The organism is Citricoccus sp. I39-566, assembly GCF_031432995.1.
Classification (GTDB): Bacteria; Actinomycetota; Actinomycetes; order Actinomycetales; family Micrococcaceae; genus Citricoccus; species Citricoccus nitrophenolicus_A.
Genome location: NZ_CP133842.1, coordinates 3331513 through 3348260, shown reverse-complemented (window position 1 = coordinate 3348260; position 16748 = coordinate 3331513). Strand labels below are relative to the sequence as shown.

The 16748-nt window shown below is 71.3% G+C and carries 16 protein-coding genes and 1 tRNA gene; 13 read left to right on the top strand and 4 right to left on the bottom strand.

Annotation, left to right across the window (positions count from 1 at the left end):
* Positions 1-47: 47 nt before the first annotated feature.
* Complete coding sequence (locus RE421_RS15365) at positions 48-1241, bottom strand: pyridoxal phosphate-dependent aminotransferase (protein ID WP_309811980.1); 1194 nt, start codon at positions 1239-1241, stop codon at positions 48-50.
* A 151-nt stretch (positions 1242-1392) separates the two neighbouring features.
* On the opposite strand from RE421_RS15365, the gene RE421_RS15360 reads away from it, so the two are divergent.
* From RE421_RS15360 to RE421_RS15300, 13 genes are all read left to right on the top strand, one after another.
* Positions 1393-1465, top strand: a tRNA-Trp gene (locus RE421_RS15360).
* A gap of 72 nt (positions 1466-1537) precedes the next feature.
* On the top strand, positions 1538-1798 hold the full coding sequence (secE, locus tag RE421_RS15355; RefSeq protein ID WP_309811978.1) for a preprotein translocase subunit SecE: 261 nt from the start codon (positions 1538-1540) through the stop codon (positions 1796-1798).
* Positions 1799-1896: 98 nt separating this feature from the next.
* The gene (nusG, locus tag RE421_RS15350) at positions 1897-2874 is read left to right on the top strand and encodes a transcription termination/antitermination protein NusG (protein WP_309811976.1); all 978 of its coding nucleotides are present in this window, start codon (positions 1897-1899) and stop codon (positions 2872-2874) included.
* Positions 2875-3016: 142 nt separating this feature from the next.
* Positions 3017-3448 carry a 50S ribosomal protein L11 gene (gene rplK / locus RE421_RS15345; RefSeq protein WP_309811973.1) on the top strand — a complete coding sequence of 144 codons (432 nt, stop codon included), beginning with the start codon at positions 3017-3019 and terminating at the stop codon, positions 3446-3448.
* 90 nt (positions 3449-3538) lie between these two features.
* The gene (rplA, locus tag RE421_RS15340) at positions 3539-4255 is read left to right on the top strand and encodes a 50S ribosomal protein L1 (protein WP_309811970.1); all 717 of its coding nucleotides are present in this window, start codon (positions 3539-3541) and stop codon (positions 4253-4255) included.
* A 121-nt stretch (positions 4256-4376) separates the two neighbouring features.
* Positions 4377-5573: a GNAT family N-acetyltransferase gene (locus tag RE421_RS15335; protein WP_309811968.1), complete on the top strand. Its 1197-nt coding sequence runs from the start codon at positions 4377-4379 to the stop codon at positions 5571-5573.
* A gap of 58 nt (positions 5574-5631) precedes the next feature.
* On the top strand, positions 5632-7404 hold the full coding sequence (locus tag RE421_RS15330; protein WP_309811967.1) for an FAD-dependent oxidoreductase: 1773 nt from the start codon (positions 5632-5634) through the stop codon (positions 7402-7404).
* Positions 7401-8420, top strand: coding sequence for a DMT family transporter (locus RE421_RS15325; protein ID WP_309811965.1), 1020 nt, complete (start codon positions 7401-7403; stop codon positions 8418-8420). The genes RE421_RS15330 and RE421_RS15325 overlap by 4 nt, the downstream gene beginning before the upstream one ends.
* Positions 8420-9205 (top strand): IclR family transcriptional regulator, encoded by a 786-nt coding sequence (locus RE421_RS15320; protein ID WP_309811963.1) that lies wholly within the window; start codon positions 8420-8422, stop codon positions 9203-9205. Before RE421_RS15325 ends, RE421_RS15320 begins: the two co-directional genes overlap by 1 nt.
* 123 nt (positions 9206-9328) lie before the next feature.
* A complete protein-coding gene (locus tag RE421_RS15315; RefSeq protein ID WP_309811961.1) occupies positions 9329-9622 on the top strand; it encodes a YciI family protein in 294 nt (97 codons plus the stop codon).
* A 4-nt stretch (positions 9623-9626) separates the two neighbouring features.
* Complete coding sequence (locus RE421_RS15310) at positions 9627-10715, top strand: zinc-binding dehydrogenase (RefSeq protein ID WP_309811959.1); 1089 nt, start codon at positions 9627-9629, stop codon at positions 10713-10715.
* Position 10716: 1 nt separating this feature from the next.
* A complete protein-coding gene (locus RE421_RS15305) occupies positions 10717-12369 on the top strand; it encodes an FAD-dependent oxidoreductase (protein WP_309811957.1) in 1653 nt (550 codons plus the stop codon).
* Positions 12366-13493, top strand: a complete 1128-nt coding sequence (locus RE421_RS15300) for a Gfo/Idh/MocA family oxidoreductase (RefSeq protein ID WP_309811955.1) — start codon at positions 12366-12368, stop codon at positions 13491-13493. The genes RE421_RS15305 and RE421_RS15300 overlap by 4 nt, the downstream gene beginning before the upstream one ends.
* A gap of 80 nt (positions 13494-13573) precedes the next feature.
* Here RE421_RS15300 and RE421_RS15295 read toward each other — a convergent pair whose 3' ends face one another.
* From RE421_RS15295 to RE421_RS15285, 3 genes are read right to left on the bottom strand one after another with little or no spacing between them, the layout of a single operon-like run.
* Complete coding sequence (locus RE421_RS15295; protein ID WP_309811953.1) at positions 13574-15148, bottom strand: tripartite tricarboxylate transporter permease; 1575 nt, start codon at positions 15146-15148, stop codon at positions 13574-13576.
* Positions 15145-15654, bottom strand: a complete 510-nt coding sequence (locus tag RE421_RS15290; RefSeq protein ID WP_309811951.1) for a tripartite tricarboxylate transporter TctB family protein — start codon at positions 15652-15654, stop codon at positions 15145-15147. Before RE421_RS15290 ends, RE421_RS15295 begins: the two co-directional genes overlap by 4 nt.
* A gap of 3 nt (positions 15655-15657) precedes the next feature.
* Positions 15658-16644, bottom strand: a complete 987-nt coding sequence (locus RE421_RS15285) for a tripartite tricarboxylate transporter substrate binding protein (protein ID WP_309811949.1) — start codon at positions 16642-16644, stop codon at positions 15658-15660.
* Between the last annotated feature and the right edge of the window lie 104 nt (positions 16645-16748).

Genomic DNA, 16748 nt, shown 5'->3' with positions numbered 1-16748 from the left:
CAAAACGAGGGACGCGGGGGGGGGGGGGGGGGGGGGGGCGCGGGAGGTCAGCGGGAGAGCAGGGCGCGGATGCGCTCCACGCCCTCGGCCAGGTCGTCGTCGCCCAGGGCGTAGGACAGGCGCAGGAATCCCGAGGGGCCGAAGGCCTCGCCCGGCACGACGGCGACCTCGGCCTCCTCGAGGATGTGGCCGGCCAGCTCGGCCGAGGTCCGGTGCTCGCCACCCAGCGCACCGCGGACGTCCACGTACGCGTAGAAGGCCCCGGCCGGCGTCGGGCAGGAGAATCCGGGCACCGCGTTGAGGCCGGCGACCATGGCCTTCCGGCGGCGGTCGAAGGCGGTCTTCATCTCATCCACGGCGTCCAGCGGCCCGGAGACCGCGGCCATCGCCGCCCGCTGGGAGACGTTGGCGACGTTCGAGGTGGCGTGCGACTGCAGGTTGGTGGCGGCCTTGATGATGTCCACGGGGCCCGCCATCCAGCCCACGCGCCAGCCCGTCATGGCGTAGGTCTTGGCCACGCCGTTGAGGATGATCACCTGGTCGGCCAGCTCCGGCACGGCCGTGGCGATCGAGGTGAAGGGCACCCCGTCATAGGTCAGGTGCTCGTAGATCTCGTCGGTGACCACCCAGAGGCCGCGGTCGTGGGCCCAGCGGCCGATCGCCGCGGTCTCCTCCGGGGTGTACACGGCGCCGGTCGGATTGGACGGCGAGACGAAGGAGAGGACCTTGGTGCGGTCCGTCACCGCCGCGTCGAGCTGCTCGATCGTGACCTTGTAGCCGTTCTCCGGACCCGCGAAGACGTCCACCGGGACGCCGCCGGCCAGCCGGATCGACTCGGGGTAGGTGGTCCAATACGGGGTGGGGACGATGACCTCGTCGCCCGGGTCCAGCAGGGCGGCGAAGGTGTTGTAGACCGCCTGCTTGCCGCCGTTGGTCACCAGGACCTGCTGCGACTCGATCTCGAGGCCCGAATCCCGCAGGGTCTTCTCGGCGATCGCCTGGCGCAGCTCCGGCAGCCCGGCCGCGGGGGAGTAGCGGTGGTTCTGGGGGTCCCGAGCGGCCTGGACCGCGGCCTCGACGATGTAGTCCGGGGTGGGGAAGTCGGGCTCACCGGCGCCGAAGCCGATCACCGGACGCCCGGCGGCCTTGAGCGCCTTCGCCTTCGCGTCGACGGCGAGGGTGGCGGACTCGGCGATCGCGCCGATGCGCTGCGAGACTCGGCTGCGGGGCTGGGGTGACATGAGTTTCCTTCCGGCGGGCGGATTCCGGGCGTCGATGGGGTCCAGCCTAGTGCCGGTTCGACTCAGTGCCGGTGATGGCGTAAAGTTGATCCCCGGTGTTGAAAAGCATCAGGCTGGGCCGTGCCATGGCATGTCATGGTGAAGGCCTCTGAGGGTAGTGGCGCAATTGGTAGCGCAGCGGTCTCCAAAACCGCAGGTTGCAGGTTCGAGTCCTGTCTACCCTGCGCAGGGCGGTCCCGGTGATCCGGGGTCGCTCGGCAGGACAGTTTCAGTGTCGACCAAGCAAGTGAGGCCACGTGACCGAGGCAGCTGCGAACAGCACGGGGGATCAGACCCCCGAGTCGCCGCGGAAGCGAGGCTTCTTCGGCCGCATCGCTCTGTTCCTGCGCCAGGTGGTGGACGAGCTCAAGAAGGTCGTCACCCCCACCCGCGAGGAGCTGGTGAAGCTCACGGGCGTCGTGCTCGTCTTCGTGATCTTCATGATCTTGCTGGTCACCTTGCTGGACTTCTTGTTCGGTTCGGGCGCCTCCTTCGTCTTCGGCGACGGCAGCGTCTGATCCGCAGGCGGGTCTGCGCAGGGGGCGCACCACACCCGTCCCGCCGGAGGAGATGCCCTGCCGGAAGTACGTTGAACGCGTGAAGAAAGCAGGAACCAGTGTCCGAGCAGGAACTCGAACCGCAGGCCGACTCCCTCGCCGAGGCCGATGCCCTCGAGGAGGAGCAGTCCCAGCCGTCGCAGGACCCTCAGACCGCTGAGGACGCCGCCGTGGCCGGCGAGCCCGTGGAGCAGTCCACAGAGGCGGACCCCGAGGGCGAGACCCGGGAGGTCTCCGCTGAGGACGCTGCCGACTCCGCCGACGCCCAGGGCGAGATGACCCTGCAGGAGGCCGACCTGGCCGTGAGCGGCGACGAGTCCGCCGACCGGCCCGACGCCGCCCTGGTGGGCGAGGACTCCCTGGACGTGGAGCCGGTCGAGGCGGAGGCCGAAGCCGACGCCGAACCCGAGGTGGATCCCGCCGAGGAGCTCCGCACCCGGCTGCGCCGCCAGCCCGGTGACTGGTACGTCATCCACACGTACGCGGGCTACGAGAAGCGTGTGAAGACCAACCTCGAGACGCGGATCCAGACCCAGGAGATGGAGGACTACATCTATGAGATCGAAGTCCCCATGGAAGAGGTCGTGGAGATCCGCAACACCACGCGCAAGCTCGTCAACCGGGTGCGCATCCCCGGCTACGTGCTCGTGCGGATGGACCTGACCGACGCCTCGTGGGGCGTGGTCCGCCACACCCCGGGCGTGACCGGCTTCGTGGGCAACGCGCACGATCCGTTCCCGCTGTCCCTGGACGAGGTGCACTCCATGCTGGCCCCCTCGGTCCTGCAGGAGGCGACCAAGGCCGCCGAGGCCGAGGGCCGTCCGGCCCCGTCCGGATCCGAGTCCAACGCCCCGGCGATCGAGGTCGACTTCGAGGTCGGCGAGTCGGTCACCGTCAACGACGGCCCGTTCGAGACGCTGCCGGCCACCATCTCCGAGGTCAAGGTGGAATCCCAGCAGCTCGTGGTCCTCGTGACCATCTTCGAGCGCGAGACCCCGGTCACCCTGTCCTTCAACCAGGTCACCAAGATCCGGTAGAGGACCCACAGCCTTCGCCGCCGCACGGTTGCTTTGCCGTGCGGAGGGCGGACCGGTCACCGCGCCACGGTGGCCACCCGCTCCGGATCACACTCCTGTGCTCCGGGGAACACGCAAGAAGTCACAGAAGAAGGACCCGATAATGGCCCCCAAGAAGAAGGTCGCAGGCCTGATCAAGCTGCAGATCCAGGCAGGAGCTGCCAACCCGGCCCCGCCGATCGGCCCTGCGCTCGGTCAGCACGGCGTGAACATCATGGAGTTCTGCAAGGCGTACAACGCCGCCACGGAATCCCAGCGCGGCAACGTCGTCCCGGTCGAGATCACCGTGTACGAGGACCGTTCGTTCACGTTCGTCACCAAGACCCCGCCGGCCGCCGAGCTCATCAAGAAGGCCGCCAAGGTCTCCAAGGGCTCCTCCACCCCGCACACGGACAAGGTCGGCAAGCTGACCAGCGCCCAGTGCGAGGAGATCGCCCAGACCAAGATGGAAGACCTCAACGCCAACGATCTCGCGGCCGCTGCCAAGATCATCGCCGGCACCGCCCGCTCCATGGGCATCACCGTCGAAGGCTGACGGAAACACCCCTTTTCAGCACCACAGCTCATTCCAGTGGCAGGGTCGCGCGCGACCCGCAGACCACGACTGCATAAGGAGAACACGCAGATGGCACAGCGCAGCAAAGCATACAAGGCGGCTCAGGAGAAGATCGGCGAGGCTGTCTACGGCCCCGTCGAGGCCATCGCCCTGGCCAAGGACACCAACCCGTCGAAGTCGGACGCCACCGTGGAGGTCGCCTTCCGCCTGAGCGTCGACCCCCGCAAGGCCGACCAGATGGTGCGCGGCACCGTCAACCTGCCCAACGGCACCGGCAAGACCGCCCGCGTGGTCGTCTTCGCCACCGGTGACAAGGCCGCCGCCGCCGAGGCCGCGGGCGCCGACTTCGTCGGTTCCGATGACCTGATCGCCAAGGTCCAGGGCGGCTGGACCGACTTCGACGCCGCCGTGGCGTCCCCGGACATGATGGGCAAGGTCGGCCGCCTCGGCAAGATCCTCGGCCCCCGCAACCTCATGCCGAACCCGAAGACCGGCACGGTGACCCCGGACGTGGCCAAGGCCGTCACGGACATCAAGGGTGGCAAGATCGACTTCCGCGTCGACAAGCACGCCAACCTGCACTTCATCATCGGCAAGACCAGCTTCGAGGCCGAGAAGCTGGCCGAGAACTACGCCGCCGCCCTGGAGGAGGTGCTGCGCCTGAAGCCGTCCGCGTCCAAGGGCCGGTACATCTCCAAGGCCACCATCTCCACGACCTTCGGCCCCGGCATCAAGGTGGACCCGAACGTGGTGAAGATCGAGGCTGCTGCCGACGCCCAGGCCTGACCTGAGCTCTCGGGCGTTTCAGCCCGGCACGCCGACCCGAGGCCGGAACCCGCGAGTGATCGCGGGTTCCGGCCTCGGGCGTTGACGGAGGGGTGATGGCAGCGGGGGTTTAATGGAGGGCATGAGAACCGCATGGCTCCAGCTGCCTGACGCCCTCGACCAGGCCCGGCTACCGATGCCCCCGGCCACGGCCGACTTCCTGCAGGTGGCGCAGCTGGGCAACCTGGTGACCTCCCTGTTCTGGGGCACCAACGACTTCTACGTCTCGCCAGAGAACCAGCTGGCCGGTGCCACGGCCCGGGCGGATGTGCGCACCCACTTCGCCGTGGCGCGTGAGGCGGACCGCGTCATCGGCTATGCCGCCCTGAGCCTGCCGTTCGAGCCCGGCGCGGAGTCCGGCCCTGAGTCCAACACCCTCCAGCCGCACACCGCCGAGGTGCGGATCGTGGTGCACCCCGACTTCCGCCGCCGCGGGGTGGGGAGCGCGCTGCTGCGGGAGGCCGAGGCCGAGGCGGCGCGCCGGGGACGGACCGTCCTGCAGTCCTGGACGGACAATGCGCTGCTGGACCCGGCCGCCGTCGGCTCCGGCCCGGTCTTCGTCACCGGCACCTCGCTGCAGACCGGCCTGACCCCGGTGGTCCAGCCGGGCAACCAGGCCACCGACCACGACGCCGGCCCGGGCGCCGTGCGCTGGCAGGCGCCGGACGCGCGGTTCGCGGCCGCCGGAGGCTACGAGCTGGCCCAGGTGGAGGTGGCCTCCGTGCTGGACCTGCGGGAGGCGGCCGGCGCGGCGCTGCGGGCCGAGTCCGGCTCCTCCGCGGGGCAGGACCACGGCTACGACGTGGTCGGCTGGGAGGGCGCCTGCCCGCCAGAGGACGCTGCCGCCCTGGCCCGGCTGCTCGGCCGGATGGCCGCCGAGGCTCCGGCCGGTGAGGTCGAGCGCGCCACCGAGGCGTGGGACGTGGCCCGGCTGCGCGCCGAGGAACGGGCGCGCGAGGAGATGGGCCTGACGGTCATCACCACGGCGGTCCGGGACCGGGCGACCGGCCGGCTCGTGGGGCATTCGGACATCGAGACGTTCGCCGACCTGCCGCAGGTGGCCTACCAGGGCAACACGCTGGTCCACCCGGAGCACCGCCGGCGCGGACTGGCCCTGCTGCTCAAGGCGGCCAACGTCTCCCGGCTGCTCCGGCTGAGGCCGGAGGCGGACCGCCTCTACACCTGGAACGCCGCCGAGAACCGGGCCATCCTGCGGGCCAACGCTGAGCTCGGCTTCGTCCCGGTGGCCACGCACCCGGCCTGGCAGAAGAGACTCTGAGTCCCGTTCAATGGGAAGGCGGCTCCCGAGGGACTGCGTCGTGGGTCACGATGGTGCGATGTCCGAGAATCACATCGCAGCAGCACGACCCATCCGGCAGGCCTCCTGGGACCGCGAGGTGGACCTGCTGGTGCTGGGGTCCGGGGCGGCGGGCCTCTCGGCGGCGCTGACGGCGGCCCAGGAGGGCCTGGACGTGCTCCTGCTGGAGAAGACCGCCTACGTCGGCGGCACCACGGCGTACTCCGCCGGCACCTGCTGGATCCCGAACAACCACTTCCAGCGGGCCGAGGGCAACACCGAGGACGCCGAGCGGGCCGAACGCTACCTGGACCGGCTGGTGGGGGAGAAGTCGGACAAGGCCCTGCGGCAGGCCTACCTGGACAACGGCCCCCGGATGCTGGCCGCCATGGCGGAGCTGGGCGTGACGTTCCGCCCCTCGCCGGCCGTGGTGGACTACCACTCCGAACTGCCGGAGACGGGCCAGACCGGGCGCGCCCTGGAGCCCGAGCCCTTCGACGGCCGCCTGCTCGGGAGGTCCCACTTCCGCCATGTCCGGCCGCCGGTGCCCGAGTTCGCCCTGATGGGCGGCACCCTGATGCTCCGCCGTGCCGAGGTGACCACGCTGCTGGGGTTGTTCTCCCGGGACGCCGGCAAGACCGTCAAGGCCGGGGCCACGGCGCTGGGACTCGGGATGCGCTGGGCCCTGGACAGGGTCCGGAACCCTCGCGGCACGCGGCTGGTGATGGGCAATGCCCTGACGGCCCGGATGTACCACGGGCTGCTCCAGCGTTGCGGCGAGGTGTGGCGCAACGCGTACACCTCCGAGCTGGTGCGCGAGGGCGCCCGGGTGACGGGCGCCGTGGTGGGCCACGGTGGCCGTCAGCTGCGCATCCGGGCCCGGCGCGGCGTGGTGCTCGCCGCCGGTGGATTCCCCCAGAGCCCCGAGCTGCGCGAGAGGTTCCTGCCGGAGCCCACTGCCCAGTTCTCCCGGGCCGGGGAGGGCTCCACCGGAGACACCCTGCGGCTGAGCGAGGCCGTGGGCGGTTCCGCTGGGAACGACAACGGCGAGAACGCGCTGTGGTTCCCCTCCTCGATCGGCACCCGGTCGGACGGCTCCACCGTGGTGTTCCCGCACATCTGGGACCGGGCGAAGCCGGGGCTGATCGCCGTGAACGCCGCCGGGCGGCGGTTCACGGACGAGTCGCAGTCCTATCACCGCTTCGTGCGGGCCATGTACGCCTCCCACCAGACGGTGCCGACCGTCCCGGCCTGGCTGGTGGTGGACTCACGGGCGCTGGCGGCCTACGGCCTGGGCATGATCACCATGCCGCACCTGCCCGCCCGGATGCTGCAGAAGTACATCGACGACGGCTACCTGCACCGCGGTGCCACCCTGCGGGAGCTCGCCGGGCAGATCGGCGTGGACGCCGCCGGGCTGGAGGAGACCGTGCGCCGCTACAACGGCTTCGCCGAGGCCGGTGTGGACGAGGACTTCCACAAGGGCGAGCTGATGTTCGGCCGCGTGGCCGGGGACCCGGACCATGGACCCAACCCGAACCTCGGTCCCGTCGAGCAGGCTCCGTTCTACGCCATGGCCGTGGTGCCGACCCCGCTGGCCACCGCCTACGGGATCAGGATCAACGCCCAGGCCCAGGTGGTGGACGCCGAGGGCCAGGCCATCGAGGGGCTCTACGCGGCGGGCAATGACGCCGCCTCCGTCATGGGCAGCGAGTACCCCGGTGCCGGGGCCCAGGTCGGCTCCGGGATGACCTTCGGCTGGGTGGCCGCCCGGCACGCCGCCGGCTCGGGTGTCTCCGGTCCGGGGGCATGAGCAGAGGCCTCTCGCTGCTGCTGGCGCTGGCCGGCGGCGTGGCGATCGCGGTGCAGGCCCGGATCACCGGTGCACTGCGGGCGGAACTGGGGGATGCCACGCTGGCCGCCTCGGTGACCTTCGGCTCCGGGCTGGTGCTGATGCTGGTGGTCAACGGCCTGGTCCGGGCCAACCGCCGCGGCGTGGTGCGGCTGGTCCGCGGGGCGGTGACGGGACGGTTCCCCTGGGTCTTCGCCTTCTCCGGGCTGCTCGGCGCCTTCGCCGTCTACGGTCAGGCCGTGACCGTGGACCTCGTGGGGGTCGCCCTGTTCTCCCTGGTGTTCATCGGCGGCCAGATGCTCTCCTCCACGGTGCTGGACACCGTGGGCTGGGTGGCCTCCGGCCGCCAGCGGCTGGGCCGGCGCCGGGTGGCCGGCTTGGCGCTCGGGCTGGCGGGCGTGGGGCTGGCGATCGCGCCCCGGCTGATCGGCGGGGGAGGAGCGCCCGACGGCGGCGCGGAGCCGGCCGCGCTGGCCGCCCTCGCCCTCCCGCTGGCGCTGGTGCTGGCCGGGGGACTGCTGCAGCCGCCGCAGATGGCGATGAACGGGGTGGTCGGCGCCGCCGTGGGCCGGGTGGAGCCGCTCGTGCTGTTCAACTACCTCACCGGGACCCTGGCCCTGCTGGCGGTGGCCGCCCCGCAGATCGCCGCCGGGGGCTTCGACCGCCTGCCCCTGGGGCCGGGGGACTGGTGGTACTACACCGGTGGCCTGCTGGGCTCGGTGGTGGTCGTCGGCGGGGCGATCCTCACCCGGACGATCGGCGCGCTGCTCTTCACCCTCGGGCTGGTGGCGGGACAGTTGGCCGGCTCCCTCGTGGTGGACGCCGTGTGGCCGACCCCGGGGGCCGAGGTCACCTGGATGGTGGTCTCCGGCGCCGTGATCACCCTGCTGGCCCTCGCGCTGGCCTCGGCCACGGCGCTACGGAGTGGGCTGGTGCGGCGCGGGCTGGAGCGGCGCGGGCCGGGAGGGACCACCTGATGGCCAACTCGCCCTCCGGGGAGTCCCTGATCCAGCGGCTCGTGAGGGTCCTGCACGCCTTCGACGCCGAGCACCCGGAACTCACCGCCTCCGAACTGGCGGCCCGTGCCGGGCTGTCCACCTCCACCGCCCACCGGCTGGCCGGGGACATGGCCGAGGAGGGGCTGCTGCGGCGGACCCCGGAGGGCCGGTTCCGGATCGGGCTCGTGCTGTGGGAGCTGGGCCAGCGCAGCTCCACGTACCAGGAGTTCGGCCAGGCCGCGTTGCCGTTCATGGAGGCCGTGCACGTCACGCAGCGCCAGAACACGTCCCTGGCGATCCTGGATGAGCAGGACGGCACGGTCATCTACCTGGAGCGGCTCATCAGCCAGGACGTGCCCACGGACCTGACCAAGATCGCCGGCCGGCTGCCCGTGCTCTCCACGGCCCCCGGGCTGGCGATCCTGGCCTTCTCGCCCGCTGCCCTGCAGGAGCGGTTCCTCGTCTCGGGCTGGGACCGGTACACCCGGGACTCGGGCGTCACCGAGGGTGGGCTGCGCCGGCGGCTGGCCCAGGCGCGCACGGACGGCTACGTGCACCTGCGCGGCATCACGGTGGCCGGGTCCTCCGGGACCGCGGCGCCCGTGTTCGGTCCGGGCGGCCGGGTCCTCGGGGCCATCTCGATCGTGGCCCAGGTGGAGCAGGTGAACCTGCAGATCCAGGTCCCCGTGCTGCTCGCCGCGGCCCGCGGGCTGTCCCGCCAGATGGGCTCCCAGGGCAAATCGGGCCCGCCCGAACGGCACTGACGCAGAGCCCCCGCGTTCCCGATCAATGGGAATAGGGGCGCGGCGACGTCCCCGTTGCCCGCACGATGGAATGTCATGCCGGTCACAGGGCCGGCGCGAACGCCCACTGCAAGGAGAATCGACATGGCTGCCTATGCCGTCACCTACGCCTACGTCCCCGAGACCGAGGAGATGACCGAGACCCGCCCCTCCCACGTGGAGTTCCTCAAGGACCTGAACGAGCAGGGCACCCTGCTGGTCTCGGGCCGCCTGACCGAGGCCGATCCGCTGGGCGCCCTGCTGATCATCCAGGGTGAGTCCGTGGACGAGGTCACCGAGATCATGAACGGCGACCCCTTCCACCAGGGCGGCTTCATCGCCGAGCGGACCGTGCGCCGCTGGAACATCGCCTTCGGCTCGATCGAGGGCGCCGAGTAATCCTATGACGACGAGCACCGCCGCCGTCACCACCAGTCAGCGCACCATCGAGTACCGCAGCGTCCCCGCCCCGGTACCGGCCCCCGGCACCGCCGTGGTGCGGATGGCCTCCGTGACCCTCTGCGGCACGGACGCCCACATCTGGGATGACGACTACGCCACCGAGCTGCCGATCATCCAGGGCCACGAGGCCGCCGGCACCATCGTCGCGCTGGACTCCGCTGACGCGGCGGACTCCGCCGGTGGCTGGGCCGTGGGCGACCGGGTGGCGATCTCACCGATGTTCTACTGCGGCACCTGCCACGCCTGCTCGATCGGGCGCGTCAACGCCTGCCGCCACATGAGCGTCTACGGCTGCTACGAGGACGGCTCGCTCGTCACCGAGCAGGCCGTTCCCCTGGAGAAGCTCTACCGCGTCCCGGAGTCGCTGTCCCTGGACCTGGCCCCGCTGTCCGAACCGATCTCCATCGCCATGCAGGCCGTGAACCGCGGCCGCGCCACGGCGGGGGAGAAGGTGCTGGTCTCCGGCGCCGGGCCGATCGGCCTGCTGGCCACGGTCTACCTCAAGGACCTGGGCTGCGACGTCACGGTCTCGGACATGAACCCGGGCCGCCTCGAGCTCGCCCGGGCCATGGGCGCGGACCGCACCCTCACCGTCACTCCCGGGGATTTCCCGACGGCGGCCCAGCGGGCCGAGCTGGACGAGCTCACCCGAGGCGACGGCCCCTCCCTGGTCATCGACGCCACCGGCGCCCCGGCCTCCGTGGCCACGGGCGTGGACCTGGTGGCCACCGCGGGTCGGGTGGTCTGCGTCGGCATCTCCGATGCGGAGCTACGTCTGACCCTGCGGACCCTGCCGGTCAAGGAGATCGACCTGCTGGGTTCGCGCAACTCGCAGAACCTCAGCGGCGAGGCCCTGGACCTGCTGGACCGCCACCAGGACACCCTCTCCCGGCTGCTGACCCACCGCTTCGCGTTCGAGGACCTGGACGCCGCCTTCGCCACCCTCGTGGACCCGGCGGCCGGCGTCGGGAAGATCGCGATCGACTTCGGCGCCAGCACCAGCACCAGCACCAGCACAGGACAGGACTGACATGACACCACCCCGCCCCCTGCTCACTCCCGTGTCCGGGCTGGCCGAGCGCTACGACCTCGTGGTCATCGGCTCCGGCTGTGCCGGGATGACCGCGGCGCTGGTGGCCCGGAACGCCGGAGCCTCCGTCCTGGTCCTGGAGAAGGCGGACCGGCTGGGCGGGACCACCGCCACCGGGGGCGGGGTGATGTGGGCCCCGAACAACCACCTCATGGGCTCCCGTGACTTCACGGACAGCGATGAGGACGCCGCCGCGTACGTGCGGGCAGCGACCGCCGGGTCACTCTCCGAGCAGGAGATCTCCTGGTACGTCTCCACCGCCGCCGAGGCCGTCCGCTTCCTGGACGAGAACACCAGGGTGGACTACTCACCCCTGTTCCGTCCCGATTACCACATGGAGTGGCCGGGTGCCACGCCGGGCGGACGCGGCCTGGACCACCGTGAGTTCGACCCCTCGGTCGTGCCCGGCCTGGCCGAGGCCCTCCGTCCGCCCACCTACCTGCCGCTGATCACCATGGACGAGCGCGACCAGTTGCACGGGGCTGCCCCGGACCCGGACCTGCTCTCCGGGCGCGCGGAGCGCAAGGTCCGCACCATGGGCGGGGCGCTGGCCGGTGCCCTGGCCGCCTCGGCCTGGGAGGCCGGCGTCGTGATCGCGGCCGATGCCCCGGCCACCGGGCTGGAGAGGTTCGGCGAGCAGCCTGGCGGGGGCTGGCAGGTGACCGTGGCCGGGGAGAGGGACGTGACGGCTGCCGCCGTGGTCATCGCCTCGGGGGGCTTCGAATGGTCCCCGGAGCTGACCGGCACGCTGTTGACATTCCCGATCACGCCGATCTCCGCGCCGAGCAACACCGGGGACGGACTGAAGCTCGGGATGGCCGTGGGCGCCTCCTTCACGGAGACCACGGACGTCTGGGGCGTGCCCGTCATCACGGCCCACGGCGCGCAGTATGACGGGCGGCCCTCCGGGCGCATGGGCAACGTGGAGGCGACCCTGCCCGGCGGGATCGTGGTCAACGCCGCCGGGAGGCGTTTCGTCAACGAGGCGCTGAACTACCACGACTTCTCCCGGGTCTTCGCGAACATCGAGCCCGGCACCTCGGACTACGCCAACATCCCCGCCTACCTGGTGGTGGACTCGCGCTACGTCTCCCGGTACCCGGTGGCCGGCCATCCGGCGTTCTCCGACGCCGCGCTGGCACCTGACTGGATGGCCCGCGCGGACACCCTGGCGGGACTCGCCGAGCTCATCGGCGTGGACCCCGCCGGGCTCGAGGAGACCGTCGCCGCCTTCAACCCGGGCGCCGAGCGCGGCGAGGACCCAGCGTTCGGCCGCGGCTCCAGTGAACAGGACCGCCACCTGGGGGATCCCACGCAGGAGCCCAACCCGTGCCTGGCCCCCCTGACCCAGGCGCCCTTCTACGCCGTGCAGCTGCACCCGGGCGCCCTCGGGACCGCCGGCGGCCTGCGCGCCGACCTGGACGGCCGCGTCCTGGACTGGGACGGCGAGCCGCTGCCCGGCCTCTACGCCGCCGGCAACTGCTCCGCCACCGTCTTCCGGGACGCCTACCCCGGTGGCGGCGCCACGATCGGCTCCGCCATCACCCGGGCCTACGCCGCCGGACGGCACATCGCGGGGACGGTGCAACGGTGACGGCGGAGGCTGGACCGGCAGGAGTCCTGCGCGTCGGCATCGCCGGCGGCGGCGCGATCTTCCGCAACCACCTGGAGGCCTATCGGGCCGCGCACGAGGCGGGCCGGGACACGGGGCAGGGAGTCGAGGTGGTGGCGCTCTGCGACATCGACGCCGGGCGGGCCGCCCAGGTCGCCGCGGCGCACGGGATCGGGCACGCCTTCGGCTCGGTCACCGAGATGCTGGCCTGGCGCGGCGCGGACGGCCGCGGGATCGACGTGATCTCGGTCTGCACCCCGCACCCCACCCACGAGGCCGTGGTCACCGAGGCGGCCGCCGCCGGCGTGCACGTGCTGTGCGAGAAGCCCATCGCGATCGACCTGGCGGCCGCCGAGCGGATGGTGGCGGCCTGCCGCGAGGCCTCCGTGAGATTCGGCGTGCTGTTCCAGCGCCGGTTCTGGCCCGCCGCCCAGCGGATCCGCGCCGCGATCGACGACGGCACGCTGGGCACCCCGATCCTCGGCCACTGCTCGGTGCTGCTGCACCGCGAGCCGGAGTACTACTCCGCCACCGCCTGGCGGGGCACGTGGGCCTCGGACGGGGGAGGCGTGCTCATGACCCAGGGCATCCACTACATCGACCTGCTGCAGTGGTATCTGGGCGAGGTGGTGGAGGTCCATGGCCACACCGGCACCTTCGTGCACGGCGAGCACATCGAGGTGGAGGACTCCGCCGTGGCCACCCTGCGGTTCGCCTCCGGGGCGCTGGCCACCCTGCACGCCTCCACCGCGGTGACCCCGTCCCTCGGCGTCCAGATCCGGATCACCGGGTCCACGGGGGCCTCGGCCCAGCTGAGCGAGTTCCCCGAGGGGAGTGACGGCCGGGTGGACGTGTGGGCGGCGGGACAGCGTGTGGCGACGTCGCCGGACGGGCCGACGTGGCCGTCCGGCCTGGAGCCCAACGTGGACCTGGCCACCATCAACGGGGCGCTGATCCCGTGGCACCGGGCTCAGGTGGCCGACTTCGTGGACGCCGTCCGCACCGGGGGCTCCCCTGCGGTCATGGGCGAGGAGGCCACGAAGTCACTGCGCATCCTGCTGGCGGTCTACGAGTCCTCCCGGACCGGGGCGCCCGTCCGGTTCTGAGTTTCCCACCACAACACTGCGGCCCGCACCGGGAAGGTGCGGGCCGCCGTCGTGGGTGGGGTGTTGTGGACTGGTCCGGGCTAGGGGATCAGGACCGAGAGGCCCTCGTCCTTGCCGGCCATGGCCTGCTTGCGGCGGACGCGCATGGCGCGCAGCGGGGGCAGGATCAGGGCGGCCGCCGAGATCGCGAAGAGCACCAGGGCGATGGGGCTGGCCAGGAAGGCCTCCGGCCCGTCCCCGATCAGGGTGCGGCGCAGGTTGGACTCGGCCAGGGGCCCGAGGATCAGGCCCAGGACGGCGGGTCCGGCGGGGAAGCCGAAGCGCAGCATGAACAGCCCGATCAGCCCCATGATCAGCATGACGAAGACGTCGAAGACCGAGTTGCTGATCGAGTAGGTGCCGACCATGCAGAACACCAGGATGATGACCCACAGGTACTGGTTCTTCAGCTCGAGCAGCTTGACCATCGACTTCATGCGGACCAGGGACAGGCCCAGGGAGAGCACGGTGGCCACCAGCAGGATCATCGCCAGCGTGTAGACCAGGGAGGGCTCGTTGGTGAACAGCGCCGGCCCGGGCTGGATGCCCCAGATCATCATGGACCCGATCAGCACGGCCATCACCGAGTCACCGGGGACGCCGAGCGCCATGGTGGTGGTGACGGAGCCGCCCAGGGTGGCCGTGGAGGAGGTGTCCGCCGCGGTCAGCCCCTCGATGGAGCCCTTGCCGAACTCCTCCTGGTGCTTGGAGAGCCGCTTGGCGTTGTCCCAGGAGATGATCCCGGCGATGTCCCCGCCCACGGCGGGGACCAGGCCCACCACGGAGCCGGTGCCGGCGCCGATGCCCATGGACTTGAACAGCCGCCCGGTCAGCTCCCGGCCCGGCCACCAGGCGCCCAGCTGGGAGATGGGCTTCTCCGCGGCCCGGTCCCGCCGGTGCGTGACCATCTGGTTGAGCACCTCGGCCAGGCCGAAGAGGCCGATGATCACGGGGATGAAGGGAACGCCGCCGTTGAGCTCGAGGATGCCCAGGGTGAAGCGCTGGTCCCCGGTGATCGGGTCCCGGCCCACGGTGGCCAGCAGCAGGCCGAAGCCGCCGGCCACGAGTCCCTTGAAGATGCGGCCGGAGGAGACGCCGATCATCATGGTCAGGCCGAACACCACCAGGGCGAACATCTCCGGCGGCCCGAACTGGCGGGCCAGCCCGGCCAGGGGGATGCCGAACAGGGACAGCACGATGATGCCGAAGATCATCCCGAACGCCGAGCCCAGGGCGGAGGCGGTCATGGCCAGGCCGGCCTTGCCCTGCTTGGCCAGTGGGTAGCCGTCGAAGGTGGTGGCGATCGAGGCCGGGGTGCCCGGGGTGTTGATGAGGATGGAGGGCACCCGGTCACCGAACTGGGCGGCCACGTAGATGGTCAGCAGCACCGCCAGGCCCTGGATCGGCTCCATGGTCAGGGTGAAGCCGGAGGCCAGCGCCACGGCCATGGTGGCGGTGACGCCGGGGAAGGCACCCACGAGCATGCCCACGAGCATGCCCAGGCCGATGTACAGCAGGGTGTCCCACTGCAGCACCGCTCCGATGCCCTCGGTGACGGCGTTCGCGGCCACCGGCAGGGGCAGCTGGGGCGCGAGGCTCACAAGCTCGGGGATCACAGGGGTACCTCCAGCAGGACGATGAACAGGACGTGCAGGATCACGCCGATGATGACGGGGAGGAACACCAGGACCTTCCAGCTGCGGATCCCGTAGATCACCAGCAGCACGAAGGCGGCCACCAGGGTGATCAGCCAGAACTGGAGGACGTTGAACAGCAGCAGGTAGCCGATCAGCACCAGACCGGTCAGGACCATCTGGCCGATGCCCCACCACGTCATGTCGTCGGGGATGTCCGAGGGGCGGACCCCGCGCAGCACGTTGGTGAAGACCAGCAGCACGCCCAGGGCGATCAGGCCCCAGGCCAGCATGGACGGCCAGAACCGCGGGCCGATCCCGCCGCCGCGATCGGTGATCTCACCGGCCAGGACGAGGACGGTGACACCCAGCCCGATCGCGGCGGCCACCGGGATCAGCTCCCGGAGCCGGTACGGCAGGTTCTTCAACAGCACGGCGTCCTCCGGGTGGTCCCCGGGCCGCTCGGCTTCAGCGAGGTCCGCACCCATGGGTCAGTCCTGCTTGGACTGGGCCAGCTCGATCCAGGGGCCGTAGCGCTCCTCCTCGGCCTGGATGAACTCCGTGAACTCCTGGGCCGGGACGGAGACCGGCACCAGGTTGGACTGCTCGATGACGGACTGGTAGTCCTCGTTCTCGGTGGCCGCGGCGATGGCGTCCGAGAGGGTCTGGACCACATCGTCCGGGGTGCCGGCCGGGGCCATCAGGCCGGTGAAGGAGGCGTTCTGCAGGTCGACGCCCTGTTCGGCGGCGGTCGGCACGTCCGGGTAGTCCTCCTGCCGCTCCTCCGAGAGCACGGCCAGGTAGCGCAGTTCGCCGCCGTCCACCTGGGCCTTCTGCGAGCCCATGGCGTCGATCGAGAAGTCCACGTCACCGGCGGCCGCGGCCGCGATGGACGGGGCCGAGCCGTCGAAGGGCACGTTGGTCAGCTCGATGCCGGCCAGCTCCTGGAAGCCCTGGGCCGGGTTGTCCCACACGGAGCCGACGCCGGGGGAGGAGTAGGTGATCTCACCCGGGGCGGCCTTGGCGGCGTCGATCAGGTCCTGGAGGGTCTCATAGGGGCTGTCCGCCTTCACCGCGATGGCGCCGGGGCCCTCGAGGATCTTGCCGAGGAAGGCGTAGTCGTCCGGACTGATGTCGTAGTCCATGAACTGCAGGGTGGCCACCTCGGCACCCAGCATGGAGAGGTTGTAGCCGTCCGGCTCCTGCTCCTTGAGCCAGTTGTAGCCGACCGAGCCGTTGGCGCCGGGACGGTTCTCCACGATCACGCTGACGCCGAGCTCGTCCTCGAGCAGCGGGGCCAGGGTGCGGGCCGAGAGGTCACCGGAGCCGCCGGCGGCCCACGGCACCACGAGGCGGACGTCCTGGGTGGGGAACCCGTCCCCCTCGCCGGAACCGCCGGCGTTGTCGGCACAACCGGACAGCAGCAGTCCGGCCGCGGCCAGGGCGGCGGTGGAGGTCATCAGGGTACGTCGTTTCATGCTGGTCTCCTGGGGATACATGAGGGGTGCATCGGGGGGATGCACCGCAGGATGCGGGAAGGATGCGGATGGGGCCACTGGGGTGGGTGATGCCCATCACAGGA

Coding starts and splice junctions, on each gene's coding strand:
- RE421_RS15365 (WP_309811980.1), bottom strand. CDS start 1,241: ATGTCACCCCAGCCCCGCAGCCGAGTCTCGCAGCGCATCGGCGCGATC.
- rplK (WP_309811973.1), top strand. CDS start 3,017: ATGGCCCCCAAGAAGAAGGTCGCAGGCCTGATCAAGCTGCAGATCCAG.
- rplA (WP_309811970.1), top strand. CDS start 3,539: ATGGCACAGCGCAGCAAAGCATACAAGGCGGCTCAGGAGAAGATCGGC.
- RE421_RS15335 (WP_309811968.1), top strand. CDS start 4,377: ATGAGAACCGCATGGCTCCAGCTGCCTGACGCCCTCGACCAGGCCCGG.
- RE421_RS15330 (WP_309811967.1), top strand. CDS start 5,632: ATGTCCGAGAATCACATCGCAGCAGCACGACCCATCCGGCAGGCCTCC.
- RE421_RS15325 (WP_309811965.1), top strand. CDS start 7,401: ATGAGCAGAGGCCTCTCGCTGCTGCTGGCGCTGGCCGGCGGCGTGGCG.
- RE421_RS15320 (WP_309811963.1), top strand. CDS start 8,420: ATGGCCAACTCGCCCTCCGGGGAGTCCCTGATCCAGCGGCTCGTGAGG.
- RE421_RS15315 (WP_309811961.1), top strand. CDS start 9,329: ATGGCTGCCTATGCCGTCACCTACGCCTACGTCCCCGAGACCGAGGAG.
- RE421_RS15310 (WP_309811959.1), top strand. CDS start 9,627: ATGACGACGAGCACCGCCGCCGTCACCACCAGTCAGCGCACCATCGAG.
- RE421_RS15305 (WP_309811957.1), top strand. CDS start 10,717: ATGACACCACCCCGCCCCCTGCTCACTCCCGTGTCCGGGCTGGCCGAG.
- RE421_RS15290 (WP_309811951.1), bottom strand. CDS start 15,654: ATGGGTGCGGACCTCGCTGAAGCCGAGCGGCCCGGGGACCACCCGGAG.
- RE421_RS15285 (WP_309811949.1), bottom strand. CDS start 16,644: ATGAAACGACGTACCCTGATGACCTCCACCGCCGCCCTGGCCGCGGCC.